General features: G+C 34.8%; 20 protein-coding genes and 2 pseudogenes. 4 read left to right on the forward strand and 18 right to left on the reverse strand.

The window, feature by feature from the left end:
• Window position 1: 1 nt before the first annotated feature.
• The 7 genes and pseudogenes from KBW87_RS05895 to KBW87_RS05925 all read right to left on the reverse strand — a co-directional run bounded on the left by KBW87_RS05895 (window position 2) and on the right by KBW87_RS05925 (window position 9,074).
• Window positions 2-1,771, reverse strand: coding sequence for an ABC transporter ATP-binding protein (locus tag KBW87_RS05895; RefSeq protein ID WP_057810632.1), 1,770 nt, complete (start codon window positions 1,769-1,771; stop codon window positions 2-4).
• On the reverse strand, window positions 1,771-3,507 hold the full coding sequence (locus KBW87_RS05900) for an ABC transporter ATP-binding protein (protein ID WP_057810630.1): 1,737 nt from the start codon (window positions 3,505-3,507) through the stop codon (window positions 1,771-1,773). Before KBW87_RS05900 ends, KBW87_RS05895 begins: the two co-directional genes overlap by 1 nt.
• Entirely contained in the window at window positions 3,508-3,945 is a 438-nt protein-coding gene (locus KBW87_RS05905; RefSeq protein ID WP_057810628.1) for a MarR family transcriptional regulator, read from the reverse strand.
• Between the two features lie 126 nt (window positions 3,946-4,071).
• Window positions 4,072-4,857, reverse strand: coding sequence for a DUF4097 family beta strand repeat-containing protein (locus KBW87_RS05910; protein ID WP_057810626.1), 786 nt, complete (start codon window positions 4,855-4,857; stop codon window positions 4,072-4,074).
• A gap of 108 nt (window positions 4,858-4,965) precedes the next feature.
• A pseudogene (locus KBW87_RS05915) lies at window positions 4,966-5,592 on the reverse strand (APC family permease); the annotation flags it as partial.
• Window positions 5,593-5,791: 199 nt separating this feature from the next.
• Window positions 5,792-7,450: an aspartate-alanine antiporter gene (gene aspT / locus KBW87_RS05920; RefSeq protein ID WP_057810622.1), complete on the reverse strand. Its 1,659-nt coding sequence runs from the start codon at window positions 7,448-7,450 to the stop codon at window positions 5,792-5,794.
• 19 nt (window positions 7,451-7,469) lie between these two features.
• A complete protein-coding gene (locus KBW87_RS05925; protein WP_057810620.1) occupies window positions 7,470-9,074 on the reverse strand; it encodes a bifunctional aspartate transaminase/aspartate 4-decarboxylase in 1,605 nt (534 codons plus the stop codon).
• 533 nt (window positions 9,075-9,607) lie between these two features.
• On the opposite strand from KBW87_RS05925, the pseudogene KBW87_RS05930 reads away from it, so the two are divergent.
• The 3 genes and pseudogenes from KBW87_RS05930 to KBW87_RS05940 all read left to right on the forward strand — a co-directional run bounded on the left by KBW87_RS05930 (window position 9,608) and on the right by KBW87_RS05940 (window position 12,852).
• Window positions 9,608-10,815 (forward strand): annotated as a pseudogene (locus tag KBW87_RS05930) (MFS transporter).
• Window positions 10,816-10,981: 166 nt separating this feature from the next.
• Window positions 10,982-11,509: a bifunctional pyr operon transcriptional regulator/uracil phosphoribosyltransferase PyrR gene (pyrR, locus tag KBW87_RS05935; protein ID WP_057810618.1), complete on the forward strand. Its 528-nt coding sequence runs from the start codon at window positions 10,982-10,984 to the stop codon at window positions 11,507-11,509.
• A 17-nt stretch (window positions 11,510-11,526) separates the two neighbouring features.
• Window positions 11,527-12,852, forward strand: coding sequence for a solute carrier family 23 protein (locus KBW87_RS05940; protein ID WP_057810616.1), 1,326 nt, complete (start codon window positions 11,527-11,529; stop codon window positions 12,850-12,852).
• A 50-nt stretch (window positions 12,853-12,902) separates the two neighbouring features.
• Here the strand turns inward: KBW87_RS05940 and KBW87_RS05945 are convergent, their stop codons facing one another.
• From KBW87_RS05945 to KBW87_RS05965, 5 genes are all read right to left on the reverse strand, one after another.
• Window positions 12,903-13,340: a GNAT family N-acetyltransferase gene (locus tag KBW87_RS05945; RefSeq protein WP_057810926.1), complete on the reverse strand. Its 438-nt coding sequence runs from the start codon at window positions 13,338-13,340 to the stop codon at window positions 12,903-12,905.
• A gap of 196 nt (window positions 13,341-13,536) precedes the next feature.
• A complete protein-coding gene (locus KBW87_RS05950) occupies window positions 13,537-15,309 on the reverse strand; it encodes an oleate hydratase (RefSeq protein WP_057810924.1) in 1,773 nt (590 codons plus the stop codon).
• Between the two features lie 126 nt (window positions 15,310-15,435).
• Window positions 15,436-16,899: an MFS transporter gene (locus KBW87_RS05955; protein ID WP_057810614.1), complete on the reverse strand. Its 1,464-nt coding sequence runs from the start codon at window positions 16,897-16,899 to the stop codon at window positions 15,436-15,438.
• A gap of 104 nt (window positions 16,900-17,003) precedes the next feature.
• Window positions 17,004-18,473, reverse strand: a complete 1,470-nt coding sequence (locus tag KBW87_RS05960; RefSeq protein WP_057810612.1) for an MFS transporter — start codon at window positions 18,471-18,473, stop codon at window positions 17,004-17,006.
• Between the two features lie 95 nt (window positions 18,474-18,568).
• The gene (locus KBW87_RS05965; protein WP_057810610.1) at window positions 18,569-19,246 is read right to left on the reverse strand and encodes a type 1 glutamine amidotransferase; all 678 of its coding nucleotides are present in this window, start codon (window positions 19,244-19,246) and stop codon (window positions 18,569-18,571) included.
• Between the two features lie 149 nt (window positions 19,247-19,395).
• Here KBW87_RS05965 and KBW87_RS05970 point away from each other — a divergent pair, with 149 nt between their 5' ends.
• Window positions 19,396-20,148 carry an MIP/aquaporin family protein gene (locus KBW87_RS05970; RefSeq protein WP_057810607.1) on the forward strand — a complete coding sequence of 251 codons (753 nt, stop codon included), beginning with the start codon at window positions 19,396-19,398 and terminating at the stop codon, window positions 20,146-20,148.
• Between the two features lie 48 nt (window positions 20,149-20,196).
• Here the strand turns inward: KBW87_RS05970 and KBW87_RS05975 are convergent, their stop codons facing one another.
• The 6 genes from KBW87_RS05975 to KBW87_RS06000 form a co-directional block, all read right to left on the reverse strand.
• The gene (locus KBW87_RS05975) at window positions 20,197-20,832 is read right to left on the reverse strand and encodes an NAD(P)H-binding protein (protein ID WP_057810605.1); all 636 of its coding nucleotides are present in this window, start codon (window positions 20,830-20,832) and stop codon (window positions 20,197-20,199) included.
• A 78-nt stretch (window positions 20,833-20,910) separates the two neighbouring features.
• Window positions 20,911-21,105 (reverse strand): helix-turn-helix transcriptional regulator, encoded by a 195-nt coding sequence (locus KBW87_RS05980; protein WP_004040266.1) that lies wholly within the window; start codon window positions 21,103-21,105, stop codon window positions 20,911-20,913.
• A complete protein-coding gene (locus KBW87_RS05985) occupies window positions 21,102-21,593 on the reverse strand; it encodes a DUF6442 family protein (protein WP_057810603.1) in 492 nt (163 codons plus the stop codon). Before KBW87_RS05985 ends, KBW87_RS05980 begins: the two co-directional genes overlap by 4 nt.
• Before the next feature lie 121 nt (window positions 21,594-21,714).
• Window positions 21,715-22,248 (reverse strand): hypoxanthine phosphoribosyltransferase, encoded by a 534-nt coding sequence (hpt, locus tag KBW87_RS05990; RefSeq protein WP_057810601.1) that lies wholly within the window; start codon window positions 22,246-22,248, stop codon window positions 21,715-21,717.
• Window positions 22,249-22,360: 112 nt separating this feature from the next.
• Complete coding sequence (locus KBW87_RS05995) at window positions 22,361-23,179, reverse strand: MFS transporter (protein WP_236695273.1); 819 nt, start codon at window positions 23,177-23,179, stop codon at window positions 22,361-22,363.
• Between the two features lie 9 nt (window positions 23,180-23,188).
• Window positions 23,189-23,752, reverse strand: a complete 564-nt coding sequence (locus KBW87_RS06000) for an MFS transporter (protein WP_057810599.1) — start codon at window positions 23,750-23,752, stop codon at window positions 23,189-23,191.
• Between the last annotated feature and the right edge of the window lie 93 nt (window positions 23,753-23,845).

Consider the following 23,845-nt stretch of genomic DNA (forward strand, 5'->3'; position numbering starts at 1 on the left):
ATTAATCAAAAGCAGTTTGATCAGTATAAAGCTTATAATAAAAGCCTTTTTGAGCTAAAAGCTCTTCATGATTCCCTTGTTCAATTACTCTTCCTTGCTTCAAAACAACAATTTTGTCTGAGTTAAGAATTGTCTTAAGACGGTGAGCAATCACAAAGCTAGTTCTACCCGCAATTACATGATCCATTGCTTTTTGAATATTTTCTTCAGTAACCGTATCAACGTTTGAAGTAGCTTCATCCAAAATCAAAAATGCTGGGTCTGTTAAAAGAGTTCGCGCAATTGAGATCAACTGTTTTTGTCCAGTAGAGAAGACGGAATCACTTTCAGACACTTGAGTTTCATATCGATCTGGCAAACTCATAATAAAGTCATGGATATTTGCTTGCTTAGCCGCCTTCACAACTTCTTCCATAGGCGCCTCTGGCTTCCCATAGCGAATATTATCCGCAATAGTTCCCGTAAATAAAATTGAATCTTGTAAAACAATACCCACATTATTTCTCAATGATTCTAGTTGAATATCTCTAATATCTGTACCATCAAAGGTAATTTTTCCAGAGTTAACATCATAAAAACGATTGATCAAATTCATGACGGTAGTTTTCCCAGATCCGGTTGGACCAACTAGTGCTACCGATTTTCCTTTATCAACTGAAATACTTACATCATGCAAAACTTCTTTATCTTTTACATAACCAAAGCTAACATTTTCAAGTTTTAAGCTCTTCTTTAAACCATCAATCTTCTTACCATTTGGCACTTCGTCTTCATCTTTTTGAGATTCTACATTAGCCAATCTCTTAGCTCCTGTTAAAGCTAATTGAATCATGGAATAAATAGAAGTCAATTGAGTTAATGGTTCAAAATAAGTTTGTGAATATTCCACGAAAGTTACAATCAAGCCAAGTCCTACAGCTGCAGTTACTTGATGAGACATGATCATCCACGCGCCCATGGCAATCACAATGGCCAAGTTTAACAAGTTAAAACCATTCAAAAGCGGGAATAAAATTCCTGAATAGAATTGGCCTTTGAACATTGCTGAACGCACTCGATTATTATACTTTTTGAAATCTTTGACTGAATCTTCACGCAAACCATTAGTAATAATTACTTTTTCACCATTGATTTGTTCAGTAATGTATCCATTCAAGTCACTGATTTCATCCTGCTGTTTATCAAGATAAACACGTGCCTTCTTCATAATGACTACACTAATAATCAAAATAAAAGGTGTTGTTGCAATCGTTGTTAAAGCAAGCTGACGATTTACCACAAACATAATGATGATGGTCCCAATAAATCTTATTCCCTGGGAAATAACTTCAAAGATAGCATTATTCATCGCATTGAAAATGTTATCTAAATCTGAAGTAAAAAGTGATAACAATTTACCATCTTGATGTGTATCAAAATAACGTACTAACATTCTTTGGAATTTAGAAAACAGATTTTCACGCATATCATTGGTGGAATCTGCATTGAATTTTGACATTACCATCCAAGCAATAAAAATGGCCACCATACTCAAGCAGTAAAAGAAGAGCATTGAGCCTAAAGCACTATAAAAAGTTGATAAACTAGCTGTTCCTTTTTTCAAATCACCAAGATAAGTAGTTAAATCGGTCACTGCTCGACCTAAATAAGTTGGCGCAATAACTGCTGCTCCACTAGATACAAGTGATAAAAGGACAACAATTAAGACACCTTTCCAGTAAGGCTTTAAGTATTTGTAAAAATATTTAAGAGCTTTCTTAGTGTCACTCATTACTTTTCACCCCCAGCATTTTTTGCTCGTTGCGTATTATAAATTTCTTGATAGACAGTAGAAGTCTTGAGAAGTTCCTCATGCGTTCCTTGAGCTACCAGTTTGCCTTCATCAAGCACTAAAATAGTATCCGCATTTTTAACAGAAACAATCTTTTCCGCAATGATAAAAGTTGTAGTATCAGGCAATTCATGTTCTAAGGCTTCTTGAACCTTCTTTTCTGATTCTGCATCAAGAGCAGAAGTTGAATCATCCAAAATCAAAATTGGTGATTTGGAAATTAATCCTCTGGCAATTGAGAGACGTTGCTTTTGTCCTCCAGAAAAATTAGCAGAGCGTTCTTCTACTTCATGATCAAAAGAATCGTTATAACGCTGAATAAATTCGCTAGCTTGTGCCATGTCGGCCGCTCTTTGTAATTCATGGAGTTTAGCACGAGAATTACCTTGTTTAAGATTACTTGCAATTGTTCCTGAGAATAAAATTGCCTTTTGTAAAACAAAAGCGACAGTTTTTCTTAAGCTTTCCTCACTAACGTCTCTTAAATTATGACCACCAATTTCGACTTTACCTTTAGTTGGATCATAAAGTCGCGCAATCAACTGAGCTAAAGTAGATTTCCCTGAACCAGTTGCTCCAACAATTCCGACCATTTTTCCAGCAGGAATTTTGAAAGAAATATCTTCTAAAGTAGCTTTATCTCCATCAGGATAAGCAAAGGAAACATGGTCAAATTCAACGCTTCCGCCCAGGGGTTTTTTAGAAGCTTTTTCATTAAATTTAACTGTTGGTTCGGCTTTTAAAATTTCATCAATTCTCCCGAGAGAAATCGTCGCACGCGCAAACTGCATCATTACCATTCCGGCAATCATTACAGCCCACAAAAGTGTCAAAACATAATTTACAAAAGGACTAATAACAGTTACATCACTTGGATGAGCGGTAATAGTTTGACCAATGAGGTAGACAACTAAAGTAATTACTAAATATGCAACCAATTGGAAGGCCGGCATAACTGCTGAAAACCAATATCCAATTACAATATTGTAATCATTTAGCTTGTTAGAAGTTTGATTAAACTTTTTGATTTCTTGTGGACCTTGATTAAATGACTTAACCACACGTACACCTTGCAAAGTTTCCTGGGCTTGGTTAGAAATTTGGTCCATCTTTGCTTGGTACTTTTCAAACAAAGTATTCATTCTTTTTAATACAAAAAAGCCAAAACCAAAAATCAGAGTCACCATTAAAATAGTAGCCCACCAAAATCTCGGGATAATGATAATACAAAAAATAAACGATCCTACAATTAAAATTGGCATTCTCAACATCTGCATAAATAATTGCATAATCATGTTCATAATTTGGTTCATATCATTGATTAAACGCGTAGTTAATGAACCAGCAGAGAATTTTTCAATATTTTCTAAAGAAAAGCTCTGAATTTTAGCATATGTTTCTTCTCTAAGGTCACTGGTTACGCCTTGAGCTAAACGCGAAGCATAATAAACATTAAAAATTCCGGCAATAATTGCAGTTATTCCCAATGCAATCAATAAAATCCCATCTTGAATTACACTTTGTCTTTGCTCTGCCATCAGTGCTTTTTGAATATTTTCAAGCAGCTTGGGTTGATACAATCCTGATAACGCTGAAACAAGAATTGATATCAAAGCAAAAACAAGGTCTTTTTTATAATTTTTAAAATGTGGAATCAGTATTTTAAATGAATTCACTTAATCGCTCCCTTCCTTCAAATACTGCCAAAAGGTATTACTCCATTCTTCATTAAGCTCTGTGAGTAATCTCATCTTTTTAGCCCCCAACTTTTGAGCCGTTTTTTCTTCGATTTTAAACAAAGAAGCCATTTTAGTCCTAGCATATTTCATCCCGCGGTCAGTTAACTTACAAAATTTTGTTCGTTTATCCTCAGGATCAGTCATTAATTCCAAATAACCATTTTCTTTTAAATAATGAATACCTTTGTTAATAGATTGCTTAGGCATCCCCGTCACTTCAACCAGGTCTTTTTGAGTAAGTTTGTCACGAATTATCAACTCATACAAAATCACACTCAAATAATTAGTAAGATCATTTTGATGACTCCATTCCTCATAACCCTTACTGCCATGTATGATTGCTAAATTTAACTTTTCTGTTTCACTAATCTCCATCTCTCTCACCGCTTTCTAAAATTAGTACCTGTATGTACAATTAAGAATGTATTTTAGTATGTGTGGAGACTATTGTCAAGACAAAAAAATAAGGACCTTTCGATCCTTATTAATAACTAAACTAGTTCATTTAACAATGTTATTTCCATCCATCGTCTTCATATACATAATATTTTTAGCACGCGTATTCTTTTCTAGATGACCTTGACGACTTTGATTAAATAAAACATTGTCACCATCAAGTGTATCTAGAACATAACCATAGTCATCATCCTTGACACCCTCAACTTCGTTATCACCTTCGCTATTTCTGACATAATATTTTCCATTAAGATGGCTATCCCATAACTTAAAGTTTCCATCAATAATGTTCATACTGCCAGAATCTAAGTTCATTCTCTTCATATCGGCATCACCATCATCAATTTGAACGGCAACACTGATCAAATCAGAATTATCAGACTTAAAGTCACCATCTAAAGCAAAAATTTCACCCGCATGGATTGTGCTATCTTCAACGTTAATATCACCATCGCCGCTCTTAATGTAAAGATTGTTAACATTAAGCTTTCTTAATTTGATATCACCATCAAGAGAAGTAATATTTACCTTATCTAGTTCAGTACCTTTAGGAACCGTAATTTCCACGCCGAGGTCATAACGGTGATTTAGTTTATAAATATAATCTTCAGATTCATCAATATTTTGTTCAACATTCATTGTATTCCCAACAAGCTCAACCTTAGGAATTTCTTCTTTAATTCCTCTAAAGATTACTTCAAAACGATCCCCTTCTTCAATACGAGTATCGCTATCAAGTAAACGAATATTTAAATTAGTAAATTCTTTGCTAGAAAGACTGTGCTTAATAATATCTTCGTCAGTAATACGCTTCATTTTCTTTTCTAACATTCTAGACCCTCAATTCTACTATTTACTATCTACAAATCACTTTAATTATAGATTATTTAAGGTACTAACACACACTATAAGCACCTACAGAAATTTACCAGAATATAACTATAACTTTTTCCTTAATCTCTCTAAATATTTTTCGTGCTTTAATGTATCCACCGGATTCTTATTAATAAAGAAGTAAAGAACCGTTGCTAAAAGTGCAACTCCCAATCCAACAATTAAAGTTTTCCAAGTAAAATTAGTTACCATGTAACAGGAAATAATTAAAGCCAAAATTGGAATAGTATAGCCACCTGGCAATTTAAAGCCGTGGTTTGGAAACTCATCAGTATGCTTAAATTTAATAACTGCCAAAATCGATGGAACGTATTGAATAAAGGAAGCAAGCACAATGCAGGAAACCAAGAACAAGTATGATTGAGTGATCAAAACCATAGTTACACCTGCACTCAAGAGAATTGAAATCCAAGGGGCATCATATTTATTTTTCTTACCAACCCATTTAGGAAGCATTCCATGTTCATTAGCCAAAGAAGCAATTAAGGCAGGCGTATTAAAGGAGCTGGCAAATGCTACTCCAAAGATACTTGTAAGCATCCCGATAATTACAATAATATAGCCCCAATTTCCGACAGCTTTTTGAAAAGCTACCGCAATCGGTGTACTGTAATTGGACATGCGACTTTCCAAAATTCCGATAGCTACAATTAACATCAAGGAATATGAAAGAAAGCTTTTTGGGAATTACACTTTTTTGCCATAATAGTCCACACTTTCACATAATTTATTGATTAATCCCTTATAACTTCACAATAAGACTTACAATATTTAAATGCAACTAATTTGAATATGACAAAAAACACCTCACCATGGACAAGTAAGGTGTTTTCATCAGGAGTAATCAATGAATAATTATGTAATTTTTAACTTATGCTAGTAGGGCAACTACTAACGGAGCCATTACAGTTAGGAAAATATTACCCAGGGCATAAGTTGGACTATAACTTAATGCAAAGACTGTTGAATCTGTTTCTGCATTAACTGCATTTAAGGCAGCTGTAATAGTACCAGATCCACAAAGTGAACCAATATTATCAACAATGTTCATCTTTAAGACAAATCTACTAAATAATAAAGTAAGTAAGTGTGGAAGAATTGATACTAAGGCACCAATTACAAATACAAGCCAACCCATTTCTTTCAATGCAGTTACGAATCCGCTGCCGGCTTCCAGACCGACAACGCCGATGAATAGGTTCAAACCTAAGCTTTTAAGTAACCATCTAGTTGATGGTGGGATAACACCGATGTTAGGGTGCTTTTCTTGTAACCAGCCAAAGTACAAACCAGCAAACAAAGCACCTCCACCACCACCAAGAGTTAATGGAATTTTATGAATATTAATTACAATAGCACCAAGTAAGATACCTAAGAAGATACCAATTGATAAGTAAATGACATCGGTCTTTTTACCTACAGCTTTTTCATAACCAATTGTCTTGACACTATTAGCTAAATAATTCTTAGGTCCAATGATCGTAATATGATCTCCAACCGTTAATTTAGTATAGTCAGTAACTGGTTGATCATCATGTTTTGCAGAATCAATTAGAACGCCATTATTCAACATTTTTTCCAACTTGTTATAGTTGTAATCTTTAGTTAGTAGGATAGTTTCTTTCTTTAAATCGATCGGAAACTTATTAGCATCTAATTCTGATAATTTATGGTCTTCATCAGCAAATTTAGCAAATGCCTTAATACTACCTACTACTATAATTGCATCCTTTGCTTTCAGAATTGTAGAGGAAGCCGTTAACATCTTTCCATCTCTTACAACTTCTTCAATTACCAATCCTTCATTATTATCATCAAAGCTTATAAGATTCTTACCGATAAATTCACATCCATTTTCTAATTCAAAGGCTCTTACACGAATATTAGCTGAAACTCTAACTCCAACATTACCAGTTTGAATATGATTTTTCTCAATATACTTTTTAGTAGCTTCTCTCAAGTTAACTCGTAAAATTGCTGGAGCAATGTTCTTTAAGAAAATCAGCACACCAACAGTACCAAATACATAAGTTAATGCATAAGCAATTGCTACTTGAGACATGGCAGCTGTTTTAGCGGCTTGTGAAATGTGTAATGCTTCAATGGCTGAATTTGCCGTACCAATACATGCGGATTGTGTTAAGGCACCCGCAATAATACCACCAGCTTCACCAAATTTAATGTGGAAGAGTTTGAACATTCCAAACGCAACTACAAAGGCAATTACGGTGAAAACAACACTTTGAATAATGAATTTTACACCTTTTTTCTTAAAAGTGTCGATAAAGGCAGGCCCAACTTCATATCTGATGGTAAAAATGAATAGATCAAAGAATAAGTTCTTAACTACAGGGGCAATTTGGAATTTACCCATTTGCCCGATAACCAATCCCACTAGCAGTACCCCAACAGTAGCACCTAGCTTAAAGCTTTTAATATGGAATTTACCAAGCCAATAACCTAGACCCAAGGTAAGAAAAATAGCTACAGAAGGATTAGTCAAGAAGAAATTACATATTGAATGCCACATGACTCAATTCCTCCCTTTATTATTTATTTTGCTTTTTTTCATACTCTTCATGATATTCTTTCAAAAGTTCCATTACTTGTTTACCAATCAAAGCATAATCGTCAGTTGGTAAGTTAGCTTGTGAAACTCTTAATTCACCCGGCTTTGCACCAAAGCCGACACCATCAACCAAGACGACGCCATTCTTTTTGGCTAATTCAAGTAAGAAGTCTACTTGTTGGAAATCATCTGCTAAGTAATCTCTAAATTTTTTACCATACTTCTTTTCAGCCAAACGATAAATATCGATTAGTGAGTAGTAATGGGTATTGGTATCAGTTTCATCTTCTGGAGCATTCATAGCTTCATGTAATTGATTATATCTTTCACTAACCAATTTTCTAGCAATGTCGATATATGGATCATCACTACCACCATTTGTTGAAGTAAGCATGTGACATAATGAGAAAAGAGTTTCCATAATTTGTTGTGGCGTGGACAAACCTGCAGTGTGATAAAGTCCAATGGATCTACTGTCGGCACATAAGCGATCAATAAATTTCATTTTATCTGGATCTAAAACAACAGAGCTGTAACGTTTATGCAATTGCTTTAATTCATCTTCTGGTAGATTGGCAATATTATGATCAAAAACATTGTCCTTATTTAATCCAATTACACCTAAACGCCAACCTGTACATCCATATAACTTTGAATATGAATAAACTAGCATCGTATTATATGGAACTACACTATAAATACTCTTGAAGTTAGGAACAAAGGCACCATATACTTCATCACTAATAATCATTAAGTTAGGATTCTTTTTAACTACTTGACTAATGGCATCCAAAGCATTCTTATCAAATTCCTTTGAAGTTGGGTTAGTTGGATCAACAACAATCAAAGCCTTGATTGATGGATCATTCAGTTTTTCAATTTCTTTTGGCTCGATTTCCCAGTTATTCTTCTCATATGAGTGAAGGTCAACTTCCACTAATTGATAATCTCTTAATTCTGGAATTCTTAAGTATGGCGTAAAGATTGGTTCATTAATAGCAATCTTGTCACCTTTCTTTAATAAATGGTTTTCAGCCAAAGAGTGAAAAGCATAAACAATAGCGGCAGTGGCACCTTCTGTTGGGAAAAGTTGTGTTTGATCAGCTAATTGAGCACCCTCATAAGACAACTCTTGTAAGTAATGATTGATAATTTTTTCCGTATTAACCAAACATCTGTCAGGAACTGGATAATCATTAGCTACAACGCCATTTGTCCATTCAGCAACTACGTCATCCTCGTTTAAACCTAATTCTTCTTTACAGTAATTAACTGCATCTATCAAGAATTTATCTTCTTCTCTATTATCTGGATCTAGAAAAGCAAATAATCTTTCTCGAATTCCATCCTTTTGAATATAACCAGCCATGATGCCATTATTAATAGTTTGTTGTGACTCTTTGACACCAAATTCTACTAATCGACAAAATGCAAGACGTGCTCGAGTTTGAATCCAATTAGGATTCCCACGCCCAGCATTCAAAAAGATATTACTTTTTTCATTCTTTTGTGCCAGGGCGAGCATCTTCCGACTTATTTCAAATGCGCCAAGCTTCTCAAGCTTTTTTTCTTCTGAAACGTCCATCTCAATTCTCCTATGAAGAACTTGATCTTCTAAAACTTAAAATTATTAGTAATGACTAGTCATCTAATCCGTTTTCATTTCAAACATAACAAAAACAAAAAAAAATAGCAAAAATTACGCATTGTAGCATTAGATATATCTAACATATTGAAGATTCGGTAATAATAAAATAACATTTATTTAAATTTATAATTAAGAATATTTTTAAAATTTAGATTATATTTTTTTATTTTATTTAGATATAAAATTTAATATAATTGTTTATTATCTTATATAAAATATTAAAATCTATAAATTAATTTCCCATTACACTGCTATTCTATCTATTCTATAATCATATATAGACAATATTATAAAAAAGCACAATTTATATATAACAGCTTGATTCAAAATATTTTTTACTATACTTCTACTAATTATTTTTAAAATTTTTCATGGAATATTATTCTTTAGATATATTATTTCAAGAGTTTTTCTCAATCCTAATAACGCCTATAATTAAGTTATTCTGTATATAGACAGGATTTTTTGTTTTGCAAAAACCCATTTGGAAGCGAAATTTATTTGTTTTATCAATTGCAGTTTTTATCGCAGGAATTGCTTTCTCCGAAATCATACCTTTCTTGCCCCTTTACATCGATACATTAGGGCATTTTTCTCATAGTCAACTGAACTTCTGGTCAGGTATCATCTTTTCGGGAGTATATTTTGTTTCTGCTATTGTGTCTCCTTGGTGGGGAAAATTAGCCGACAAAAAAGGCCGTAAGTTAATGACTTTACGTGCTTCTCTAGGTATGGCAATTGTCTTAGGAGCAATGGGATTAGTTCAAAATGTGTGGCAATTACTTATCTTGCGAATACTTCAAAGTGTTTTTTCTAGATTTGTTTCAAATGCATTAATTGCAACTGAAACTCCCAAAGATAAATCCGGACAAGCTTTAGGAAGCATGATGTCCTTTTTTACTGCCGGAAACTTACTTGGCCCCTTTGTTGGTGGAACTTTAGCCAGTATGTTTTCTTATCGGATCACCTTCTTTATTACTGGACTGCTTTTGCTGATTGCCTTTTCCTCTCACTCTTCTTTGTTCACGAGGAAGGCTTCAAACCAATTACGGAAAAGAAACTCGAATCCACTCGCGGCGTTATAAGAGAACTACAGCAGCCTAAATTAATTTTCGGTTTATTATTAACTACTCTGATTATTCAAGCTACTAATAATTCCATCAATCCTATCGTTTCACTTTATGTTCGTCAACTAATGCATGGACATAGAGACGTTGTCTTCATTTCAGGAATCATTGCTGCTCTTCCAGGAATCGCAACTTTTTTAGTTGCATCCCGTTTTGGAGCGCTTGGTGACAAAATCGGAACCGAAAAGATTATCATTGTCGGATCTATTGGTGCTACAATTTTCTTCTTTCTTACCGCTTTCGTACAAAATACCTGGGAATTAGGAATTTTACGCTTTTTAGTCAGCTTTACAGATGCATGTCTATTCCCTCAAGTTCAAACGATGCTTACCAAGAATTCCCCTACTCAAGTTACAGGGAGAGTTTTTTCTTGGAATCAATCAGCCAGGTATATTGGAAACATTATTGGTCCACTACTAGGTTCCCTCGTTTCTGGATTATCCAGCTACAGCATGGTTTTCATCGTTACTGCCGGAATTGTTATCTTGAATTTGATCTTATTCAAAATTAATGTTGTTCAAAATTTGCTTGACAATCCTACTAAAAGCTAGTTAAATAAATTTAACAATATTAGATGACCTTTAAACTAGTCCCGTGAGGCTAAGAAGGAAATCTGCGCTAACATGTTTTTTGCATGTCTAACCAGAAAGACCATCTTGGACTCAGTGTCCAGGTGGTCTTTTTCTATAGGTCATCTTTTAGAGAAAGGATGAATTTATGAAAGAAATTATTGATGCTTCAGGGATGAAGCGAGCTCTAGTAAGAATGACCTATGAGATCATTGAACGCAATAAAGGTGTCGATGATTTAGTAATTGTCGGGATTAAAACTAGGGGATTATTTTTAGCGAATCGCGTTGCCGCAAATCTTAAGCGAATTGAAAATGTTGACGTACCAGTTGGTGCATTAGACGTTTCTGATTATCGAGATGATTTATCTAAGCAAGAAAAGAAGAATCTCATTCATAACCAACAATTAGACTTTGACATTACTGATAAAAAAGTGGTTTTAGTTGATGACGTTCTTTTCACAGGTCGTACGATCAGGGCAGCCTTAGATGCTTTAATGGATCAAGGGCGTCCAGCCACGATCAGTTTAGCCGTTTTGGTTGATCGCGGACATCGGGAATTACCTGTTAGACCTGATTTTATTGGAAAAAACATTCCAACAGCCATGAATGAGAGAATTAAAGTTTCTATGACCGAAGTTGATGATCAAGATAGTATTAACTTGGTCACTAAATAATATCTTTAGGAGTAAAAATGAATAAAAAAGAACAATTTCATAATCCAGACGCAATTTTAGACGTCTATGAAAAACCACCTCTAGGCCAAGGAGTGCTTCTCTCCCTCCAGCATATGTTTGCCATGTTTGGTTCAACAGTGCTGGTACCAATTTTAATTGGTATTTCACCAAGTATCGCACTTCTATCCTCTGGTGTAGGTACATTAGTTCACATGCTTTGTACCCATTTTAAGATTCCAGCATACCTTGGTTCAAGTTTTGCTTTCGTTGCTACAATGCAAGCATTAATGAAAACCGATGGTTATCCTGCCGTTGCACAAGGTGCAATTGCTGCCGGTCTTGTATACGTTATTGTTTCAATCGTAATTGCTAAAATTGGATCTGGCTGGGTTAACAAAGTTTTACCACCAATAGTAGTGGGACCAATCATCATTGTAATTGGTTTATCTCTTGCAACAACCGCTGCAAACGACGCAATGCTTAATAATCAAAAATATGATTTAACTTATTTTGGAGTAGCTATCTTTACGCTAGTAATGACCTTAATCTTCCAAATGTGCTTTAAAGGTTTTACTAGCTTGATTTCCATCATGCTTGGAATTGTGTGTGGCTATGTCCTTTCATGTATTTTAGGGATTGTGGACTTTTCAGGCGTTGCTAAAGCTGCTTGGTTCTCAATTCCAGCTCTTGATGTTCCTGGAATCAGTTACCACTTTAAATGGTACCCAGCAGCCATCTTGACTATGGCACCAATTGCCTTTGTTACGATGACAGAACACATGGGTCACATCATGGTACTTAATTCCTTGACTAAACGTGACTTCTTTAAGAACCCTGGTCTTCACAGAACTATGCTTGGGGACGGTTTATCAACAATCATCGCTGGGTTCATTGGTGGTCCTCCTACAACTTCCTATGGTGAAAATATCGGTGTTTTAGCAATGACTAAAGTCCACTCTGTCTGGGTATTAGCTGGAGCTGCATTCTTTGCTATTCTATTCTCCTTTATTGGAAAAGTTGCTGCTGTAATTGAATCAATCCCAATGCCAGTAATTGGTGGTATTTCTTTCTTACTATTTGGAACAATTGCTTCTAATGGTTTAAAGATTATCGTAGATAACAAAATTGATTTTGGTGAAAAGCGTAATATGTTAATTGCTTCTGTAATTTTGGTTATCGGTATTGGAGGTGCTTACCTTCAACTTGGAAGCTTCCAATTAACTTCAGTTGCTCTTTCAACTATTATGGGAATGCTTTTAAACTGGATCTTACCAAAAGAAGCCGCAAGTGAAAAAGCTCTTGAAGAAAAGAAAGAACAAGAAGGACAGAAATATTTTAACTAGTTAGAAAACAAAAAAGTGTTGCTGTCATAAGTACAAGCAACACTTTTCTATTATTTTTCAATTTTAAACTGGTAAAAACCAAAACTCATATCTTTTAAAGTTTTAGCAAATCCTGATTTGTCAAGTTTTTTAGCCGTAGTCAAAGCTTCAAATTCCCCATCTTGATCTTTTAGTTTTTGATCAGTGCGGTGAAAACCATTACGCTCGTAAAACTTCAAGCGACTCACACGCTGCTTATAATTCTTAGCCGTCGGCACCACTGGTTCAATATCGATCACAATTTGTTTATCAGGATACTTCTCCTCGAGCATTGTTAAGATCTTAGAGCCATAGCCATGACCACGTAGATCTTGATTTACCGCTAAATAAGTTAGATAAACGGTCGAACTACTTTCTACATAATAAGCAATTCCGCAAAATACGTCCTGATCGTATAATGCATGAAACTTTACATTTGTTTTAAGTGACATTGCTAACAAAGAAAACATTGAAAAACGTTCATTTGCTGGAAATGCACTTAAATACAACTTCTTTGCGTCATGATATGCTTTTGTACCCCATCGGGCAGGTTTAGATTCTAAAATAATATCCTTCTTTTCTATTTTCATAAATCTGTTACCTGCCCATTATACAACAAAAAGCTATCTTTGCTTCAATTACAAAGATAGCTTTTAATTGTATTTTTTACATCAGTTTATATTGCTTTAGCAATTCTTCAATGTAGGTACCTTTTACCTTCTTGAGCATCCCTTTAATAGCCAACTTTTCAGTCAATGGTAAATCAAGATCGGTCAATTTTTTTTGATCATTCAAATAGTACATTGCATTCAAGAGCATTCTGACATCAAAGGCAGAAGCAAATACTTCAGGAACTCCGCGATCAATATCAAGTAAAGTATAGACTGCTTCCATTGCAGTTCTAACTGAATATTCGGTAGTAAACACAGTGTCTCGAGGAGTTTCTGCAAAGTTACCAATGAAGGCCAAATTCTTTGAATTATCTGGAACCACTTTTGGTCGATCACCTAAAGCTCTTGGCATGAAGTAAGAAGTAATGTAAGGCATATGTTGTGGAATAGTAGTTGCAGCATGAGCCATTTCTGCAATCTTTTCTTCAGGAACTCCCATGTGATATAGCCATTCTTCACAAAGTTCGATTCCGTTACATTCAGGCATTGTCTTTTGAACATAATTTCCCTTTGTATCGGAATACAAGCCATATAACCATACAATCAATTCATTTGGCTTTTGCTTTCTAAAGTGAGGCTGACGACTAATAGAATAACCTAACAACCAATTAGAGTCTTTAATAGTCGTGGGACCGCTACTTACAATTGAGCCACTATGAGGATCTTTTTTATTAACTTTTTCAATAAATGGAACAATATCATTGTTCTTAAAAGTGATTGTTGCAGACATTACCCAATTGGCCTTTGGAATATTATCGTAAAACTTTTCTGGATGTCCAAAATCACTATCCTGAGCAGCTAAATTCTTCCATAATTGCCAACTTGCACCCAATTTATGTTCTTGAGAAGCAGGATGTAAGTTATCTCCATAAGTTGTACTCTCCGTGATCGACCCATTTGTTACAAATACTAAGTCATCTTCACTAAGATGGATTGTCTTTTCCTTCCCATTTTCAGTCAACTTGATTTCAGTTGCGACTTTTTTACCTTCAGAACGGTTAACAATGATATTATCAACAACTGTATCATAGTGGAATTGAACCCCATGATCTTTCAAATAACTTACTAAAGGTAAAATCAATGATTCATATTGATTATATTTAGTAAATTTCAATGAAGAGAGATTTTTAAGAGTAGCAACATGTTGAACAAAGCGCATCAAGTACCGACGCATTTCCATTGCACTTGCCCATGGTTCAAAGGCAAACATGGTTGACCAATAGAGCCAGAAGTTTGACTCAAAGAATTCCTTGCTAAAGACTTCATTAATCTTTTTATTTTGCAAATCTTTTTCTGGGGTTAAAACTAAATCAACAATTTCTTTAATCGCTTTTGGAGTAAGAAGCAACTTTCCATCAGTTGGCAATTCTTCTCCACGATTTACAATTACACGCGTCTTTGAGTAGCTTGGATCTTTTCTATTTAAACGATAAAATTCATCCAAAACAGAAATATCTTTATTTTCAAGAGATGGAATTGATCTAAACAAATCCCACAAAGTTTCAAAATGAGATTCCATTTCCCGTCCACCACGAATGATGTAAGCTTGCTTTTCAGGATTATAAATCCCATCCATACTTCCACCAGGAAGAGCCAATTCTTCAAAAATATGAATCTTATCTCCAGGCATTTGAGCATCCCTAATCAAAAACACAGCAGTTGCAAGGGATGCAAGTCCTGAACCAACGATATATGCTGATTTATTCTCAACATCTTTCGGCTTTTCAGCTTGAACAAAAGCTTCATAGTTACCATTAGTATAGTGCATATCAAATACTTCTTTCGTTAATCCTAACATCTATAATTACTATGCCTTCATACTAATGTAAGTGTTTTCATATGTCAAATTTTATACTTCCATTAAAAAAGAAGCAGTTTCTCGCTGCTTCTTTGATTAATTTTCAATTTTACGATTTTTACTATTGTAGTAATAATTAAGAAAGATCGAAATTACAAGTAAAATCGTAGCACACAACATAATTTCTCTCAAACCCTTATAGAAAATTTGTCGCATAGTTGGTAAAAGCTGAGTTGGTAAACTTTTAGCAGATTCTGCATCACTAAGTTTATTCAACATTCCCATAGTAATACCTTGATTTTCTTTTACGCCGCGTGCCAAAGCCATATTCATAATTACGCCATACACAGCAGCCATTACTGTTTGGGCAAGAATTCGAATTAAATATGATAAGGAAGTTGCAGGAGCCATATTTTCTTCACCTGCATCGACTTGCACCTTAATTTGTAAGATTACAAAAATAAAGCCTACTCCAAAACCAGAAAATGTTGCCACTAAAGTAATAACCCAGAAATTAGTATTCATCGGCAAAATTACTAAACCTAAACTGGAGATAATCATACAAATAATCGCCATCATAATAAGCGAATATTCACTAAATCTCGCTTTCATTGGATTAACTACTTGAGTCCCAATCGTATCCGCAATAGAGTTAGGAACTAAGGTTAGGCCTCCAATTAAAGCAGTAGTTCCTAGAAGCCCTTGAGCCCACATTGGCAAATAAGTGTTTACTGCTAAAAACGCACCCCAAGTAAACACGAATAGGAGCAGATCACCCATTAAAGCTTTATTTTTAAACATTTCAATTGGAATAACAGGATTACTATCATGCGATTCATGTTTAAAGAAGAAGTATAAAATTATTATTCCTGCAATGATTAGTCCCACAATGGTCCATACTGAAACCAGTCCTACCAACTGTATTCCCAGTAAAACTAGTACCAGTCCCACTACAACCAAAAATGAACCTAAAATATCAAACTTAGGCTCTTTATCAATTTGCCCTTCACGATAATACAAAACTGATAAAAGCGCAGCCGCCAAACCAATTGGAATATTGATATAAAATACCCAGTGCCAAGACAAGGAATCAACTAAGTAGCCTCCAGCAAGCGGACCAATAATAGCTGCTACACTAAAACTTGCTCCCAAATATCCCAAAACCTGAGTCCGCTTTTTAATATTATCAAAGATAAAGCCAGCCATAATATACGGAATTGAACCCATGCCTCCGGCTCCAATCCCCATTACAGTTCTTGCAATCAAGAAGAAATACATATTCTGGGCTAACCCCTGAAATAAAGACCCTAAGACAAATAATACCAGCGAAATTTCAAAGGCAGCTTTATTACCAATTTTTTCGCCTAGTTTGCTCCAAATTGGGGTAGAAACTGACATCCCCAATAACATCAATGCAATAATCCAGCCCATAAACTGAATTCCATGCAAATCGGCAATAATCGCTGGAATTGCCGTATTAATAATAGTACTATCCAATCCTGCCATTACATTGGCCAAAATCATGGCAAAAGTAACCATTGAAATTTGCTTCTTATTCATCCTCCACCTGTCTTTCTAAAATAAAAAATAATCTTGGCTTTCTCAGCCAAGATTTAAATATTAATTACTAATTATGCTTGCTCAAATGCATATTTGCAACCCTTTTATTTTAATATCTTCTTAGGCGTCTTCTTCCAATTAAAGTAAAAATTAAATACTGTTGCAATAATCAATAATATAAAGGACACCAGCATAATTTCTTTTATTCCTGAATGGAAAATTTGACGCATATCTGGAATTAGATGTTGTGGCAAACTACGAGCCGATTTTGCATCACTCAATTTATTCATCATTGTCATCCTAATATCAGTTCGATGAGCAATCCCATGTTCTAGCGAAAGGTTCATAATGACTCCATAAATTGCTGACATCATGGTTTGGGATAAGATCCGGATTAAATATGAGGTAGAGGTTGCTGTCGGCATATCTTTCATTCCCGCGTCAATTTGAACTTTAACCTGCAAAGCAACAAAAATAAATCCTACTCCAATTCCTGAAAAAGCAGCAATCGTAGTTAAAAGCCACAATGGCGTTTTCAAATCTGCTAAAAACATCCCTCCAGAGGAAATCATCATTGTGACAATTCCAATCATAACTAAAGTAAATGTTCTTAAGTGCTCTTGAATAGTAGCAACCGTCTGGGAAGCAATAATTTCCACCACTGAGTTAGGAATTAAAGTCATTCCTCCTAAAAGTGCTGACATTCCCAGAAGGGCTTGAGCCCACATTGGTAAATAAGTATTTACTGCAATAAATGCACCCCAAGTAAATGCAAAAAGTAAGAAATCTCCATTTAAATCTCGCTTTTTAAAAATAGACAGCGGGATAATGGGATTTTCGGCTTGTTTTTCACGATAAAAGAAGAGTGAGGCCAAGAGCAAACTACAAATAATGGACAAGACCACAACCCAATTTGGAGCCAAACCTAAAAGTTGAATTCCCATTAAAAATGATAAAAGGCTAATTACCAATAAAATTGCCCCGGGAATATCAAAAACTGGAGAAGATTTTGGCGTAACAGGTTTATAGAAAATTAAACAAATTATTAAAGCTAAAAGCCCAATAGGAATATTAATATAAAATACCCAATGCCAAGACAACGCATCGATTAGATATCCCCCGATTAAAGGCCCCATAATTGCAGCTCCATTGAAACTAGCAGTTAGATAGCCCAAAATTTGGGTCCGTTTTTTGATGTTTTTAAAAACGTATCCGGCAATAATATAAGGCAGCGATCCCATACCACCGCCACCAATCCCCATTATTAAGCGAGCAACCAGGAAAAAGTAGATATTTGGAGCTATCCCTTCTAAAGTTGATCCCAATACAAATAAAATCAGAGCAATTTCAAAAGCTAATTTATTAGTAATTTTTTCACCAACTTTAGTCCAAATTGGAATCGAAATTGACATTCCTAATAAGTAGATCGCTACAATCCACCCCATAAATTGAATTCCATGAAGTGCGGAAACAATTGCAGGAATTGCAGTGTTGGTAATTGTTCCATCTAATCCAGCCATCACATTTCCTAGCATTAGGGCTATAGTTACCATTGTAATTTGCTTTTTATCCATCCAAACGCTCTTTTCCCAAACTAAAACAGCCCCATCTCGGGACTGCTTATTACTTATGTTCCATTATTACTAATGGAAGCGCTTGTTGTAAAGAACTATTTTAATCTTTTTGTGATAAAGTCCAGCAATTTAAACATTACATCCTTATTTTCCTTAGGAACGCCATGTTCAATGATTTCAGCGGCAGTTTGATTAAGATCATTATGATCATCAGGATACGAATGATCATTCACCGCAATTTCACGCACATTATCTTCCTCTGGCTCAAAGTGGAATTGAAGCCCAATAACATTCTCGCCAAGTAAGAAACCTTGATTTTTGACTAAGTCACTTGAAAATAAGAGCTCTGCTTCTTGTGGCACTTCAAACATTTGCTCATGCCAATGAAGAGCAGTCAAGTTTTCAGGAATATCTGGAATGGTATTGCTTTGTAGATATACCGGCGCCCACCCCACTTCTTTATGAGGTGCATCAGAAATTTTATATCCCAAAGTCTTAGCAATTTGTTGGGCACCAAAACATGCACCAAAGATTGGCTTATGAGCTTTTAGCAGTTCACTAATTAAATTACATTCTTGCTTAATCCAATCCAAATTATCATTGGGACTCATTGGACCGCCTAAAATTACTAACAAATCAGTTTCATCAGCAGTTGGCAATACGCCAAAAGTTTCTGGATGATAAACATAAAACTCATCGTTATGCATATTAGCCCAAGTTTTAATTGAACCAGGTCCTTCATTTGGAGTGTGTTGCAATACATTAATTCGCATAATTTCCCCTCTTTTTTATAGTTTTTTCTACATTTTATCACTTTTATTTTTAAACTATACAAAAAATACTTGTTTCACACTGTTTTTCCTGTATAATCATTTTTGCAAATTTATTTTTCATCTATTTTTTCAGGGAGGAAAAAGTACCTATGGAACACACGTGGGTGTTAAAGTATTTTGCCGAATTCTTCGGCACTCTAATAATGGTTATGTTTGGTAACGGCGCAGTTGCTAACTCATTTTTAAAAGGAACTACTGGTAATGCACATGACGGAAAGGCCAATGGTGGTTGGATTTTAATTGCCTTCAGTTTTGGTTTTGGCGTTATGTTACCTGCAATGCTTTTTGGATCAATTTCGGGTAATCATCTTAATCCAGCAGTTACATTAGCTCAAGCTACAGCAGGAGTTTTTCCATGGACACATGTAGCACCATATATTATTTCACAAATTCTCGGTGCAATCTGTGGTCAACTTCTTATTATTACTATTTATTGGCCTTATATTAAAAAATCTACTAACGCAGACATTGTATTTGCTTGTTTTGCTACTAGTGACTGTGTTAACAGTAAGTGGAACGGTTTCATTTCTGAACTCGTCGGCACTGGTGTTTTAATGTTTGTTGCAATTGGTTTGTATAAAGGTATGTTCTTTAAGCAAGCCGTTGATATTGCCAATATTGGTGTAGGATTCTTAATCACCGCTTTGGTTATGGCACTCGGTGGTCCAACCGGTCCAGCACTTAACCCAGCTCGTGATTTTGGTCCAAGACTTGTTTACTCAATCTTACCAATTCCTAATAAAAAAGATGCTCATTGGAGTTATGGATGGGTACCCGTTGTAGCACCAATTCTTGGTGCCATTATCGGAATTTTCCTTTACAAGATTCCATTTGGTCTCTAATTTTTCAGGAAATATAAAAGCAGTCACATCTAAGTGACTGCTATTTTTTTACTTAATTTCAGCCAATGCTTTCTTAATTGGCGTATTTCCATTACTCATTGGGATTACTTTACCAATTGTATTTGGAGCATCTCTTAAATCAGCTAGAACTTGAGCGACATCGGCAATTGTATTTTTAGCATTTGGCTCAACACTCAAAGTAATCTTCCCTGTAGGATCTTCTTCTGTTAAATTACCTGGTTGTAAGATTGTGTAATCCAAGTTTGTTGAGTCCATCAAATAAGTATCTGCAAAGAATTTAGCAGCTAAATAATCTTCAAGGCCAGGAATCTTCTTCCATTTATCTACATCTAAGCTAAGCATTGAACTAAGCATAATGTAACGCTTAATACCCGCTTTTTCCGCAGCCATCATAGTTTTAATAGCACCCATTGCATCAGTTTGAATTAAATCTTTCCCACGAGAGCCAGCAGTAAAGTAAATAACTTGATTACCCTTAATTTGTTCAGCAATTTGATCTACATCTGCATGTAAATCAAGCTTATCTCTTTTGATTTCAGCCAAATCAACAATATTTTCTGGATGACGAGCAGCGGCAGTTACTTCTTCTCCATCAGCAACTAAATCTTTAATTAAGTCAGTACCTACACGGCCGGAACCACCAAAAATAAAAATTTTACTCATAAGATTACTTCTTTCTATAATACTTACTTTTTATAAGTATTATACATAAAACGATTTCAAAAGTAAACTAAAACGAATTTAATTGGGCCAAAATAAATCATCCAAAGTTTTATCAAGTGCCTTGCAAATACTAATACAAAGATTAACTGAAGGATTATAATTTCCTTTTTCAATTGCGGAAATCGTCTGACGCGACACCCCAACGATCTCTGCCAATTCTTGTTGAGATAAATCCTTACCCGCACGAGCAGCTTTCATTTTTAAATTTTTCATTTTTCGATTCGACTTCTATAGTTATAGTACAATTGAGCCATTCCGGATAACAGTAAAAAAAGCCCCAATGCCAAAAAAATAATATGATCATCCCATTCTCTTGGGGTCATTAACAATCCCTGAATCCCCATATACAATTCTATGATACCCACAGCTAAATAGATAATTGCATCACGTTTTAGATTATTTTGATTAAGGCTAAAGTAGGCACCGTTAATAATTGAATAAACTGAAAATACTGTTATTCCCACCATAATTGGCATGATAAGAAGAAAATCATACGATAATTTTAGATTAAAAATTTTTAAAAGCCATAGAATTAAGCAATTATAGATTGTCATCGTAGTGAAACCATATTTAAATCCGCGATTACGAACTGCTTCTTGCCTTTCATCCCACTTAAGCTTGGTCTTCGATCTTTTCGAAAATAAAACAAAATAAGTAATTACCAATATTAATATAAAAACAATTACATTTATGGCATCCATTTTAAGGACCTTCTTTCTAAATTTAATTTTATTGTAAATAATATTTGTTTAAATGTAAAGTATATTTTACATTATGGCAAAAAAATAAGCACTCTAGTATTTCACTAGGGTGCTTTCTTATTTAAGCATAAACTTCGTGCTTAAGTACACCAACATAAGGCAAATTACGGTAAAACCCATCATAATCTAAACCATAACCAACCAAAAATTCATCTGGAGCAGTAAAACCGTAGTAATCCGCATGAAAATCAACCACACGAGTATCTGGTTTGTCAAGCATTGCCACAACTTCTACGCTCTGGGCACCGCGATCCTTCATCACTTCACTAAGTGCTTTAAGGGTGCGACCTGTATCAACAATATCTTCCATAAAAATTACAGGGCGTCCTTTTACATCAGACTTTATATCTTGGACGATTTTAACATGACCGGTTGAATTTGCACCGTCATAACTAGATGCCTTGATTGGATCGATGTTCAACTTAAAATTAAGTCGCTTAATCATATCACTTGCAAAAATCATTGCACCATTAAGAACCGGAATCACGATTGGTTCTTGACCTTCATACTTATCATTTAATTCATCGGCCATTTCATCCATACGTTTATTAAGTTGATCTTGACTATACAATACCTTTTCAATGTCGTTGTTCATTCTGAATGTTTTCCCTCTCAAATTAGTTAACGATCAGATTTTAACACATGTAAAAAGTTTTTTCAGCATTTTTAAGAAAAAACCGTCTAATTTATTAACAAATCTTAAATTGTTATTTATTATAGTTCGTATTTTTAGGAACAAAAATCAAGGCTAGTATTAAATTACTGATGATTAATATAATCAAAACAATAAACGTCCATCTCGCTCCCACGGCCGTTGTAATACTTTCAGGCATAGATTTATTATTTTGACTAATCGAGATTAGAGTCCCGGCCAGAGCTGTCCCCACTGCTCCAGAAAATTGTTGAAGAGTATTGAAAATTGCATTTCCTTGAGCATGATTCTCTTCTGAAAGAGAAGTTAATCCACTTGTCATCAAGCTGCTAAAACACATTCCATAGCCACCATAATAAAGTGCATATAACCACACAACACCAAGATTAGTTAGACTTGAACTTAAGTACATAATAAGTAAACTGGTCAAACTAGCTATAATTCCTAATAAAATCGGTAGTCGGGGGCCTTTTTTATCTAAAACTTTCCCAGCAATTGCAGCCATTAAAGCATCAATAATGGCTCCAGGAAACATGATCCATCCAGCTAAAGAAGCAGAACCATGATTAACAATTTGAATATATATTGGAAAAATAAACCCCAAAGCTAATGTAGAAATCTTTGCAAAACAATAACATATCAATTGCATACTGAAAGCAATATTTTTAAAAAGGCGCGGACTAATCAAAGCAGCTTTATCATTCCAAGACACCTTAATCCAAATAAATAAACTAATGATTCCGACTAATAAAAAAACTCCTACTTGGTATGAAATCAAATTATTTTTAGAAAAATTAGTAAAGCCGAGCATCAAAAAAATTAAACTAACCGCAATCGCAAGCCACTGACCAAATTTAAAACGAACCTTTTTCAATTTAGTAAGTTATTCAATTGAATAACAGCCTGTCAAAAAACTAATAATAATTAGGAATACGGAAATAATAAAGATCCAGCGCCAATTTAGGAAGTTGGTAACAATCCCACCAAAAACTGGTCCTAAAGCTACGGCAGCCGCAGTAATCATAGTTCCAATCCCCATCATGAATCCTAATTTACTCTTCGGAACCTTAGTTAAGATAATGTTATACATTAAAGGCAGTCCGATGCCAGTACCTATTCCTTGGAACGCACGCCCCAATAACAAGAGATCAAAACGAGGTGTAAAAATGTCAATTATTAATCCCAGCACAAAGAAAAGAATGCCAGCAAAAAAGATTCTTTTAGTAGAAATTCGAAGTCTAATTTGGGAGCTTAAAGGCACAATAATGGCAATCACCAGCAAGACCAGTGTATTAACCCATTGCACTTGAGCTGTTGTAATTTTGAATTCTTTAATTAAAGTGGGAAAAGTTACCGTTGTTGCCGTCTCATCTAAAATCCCTAAAAATGATAACATCCCGGCTGATAAGATGGCGACCAGCAATTTGAAAGTTACTTTTTTCTCCATAATTTACCTCGTTTTCTTTACATGATCAGTATAAGCCTTATCCTTCTCTTTAAAAAAGAAAAAAGCTAGGCTAAACGCCTAGCTATAAAAATA

It is taken from the genome of Lactobacillus intestinalis (assembly GCF_024397795.1).
Classification (GTDB): domain Bacteria; phylum Bacillota; class Bacilli; order Lactobacillales; family Lactobacillaceae; genus Lactobacillus; species Lactobacillus intestinalis.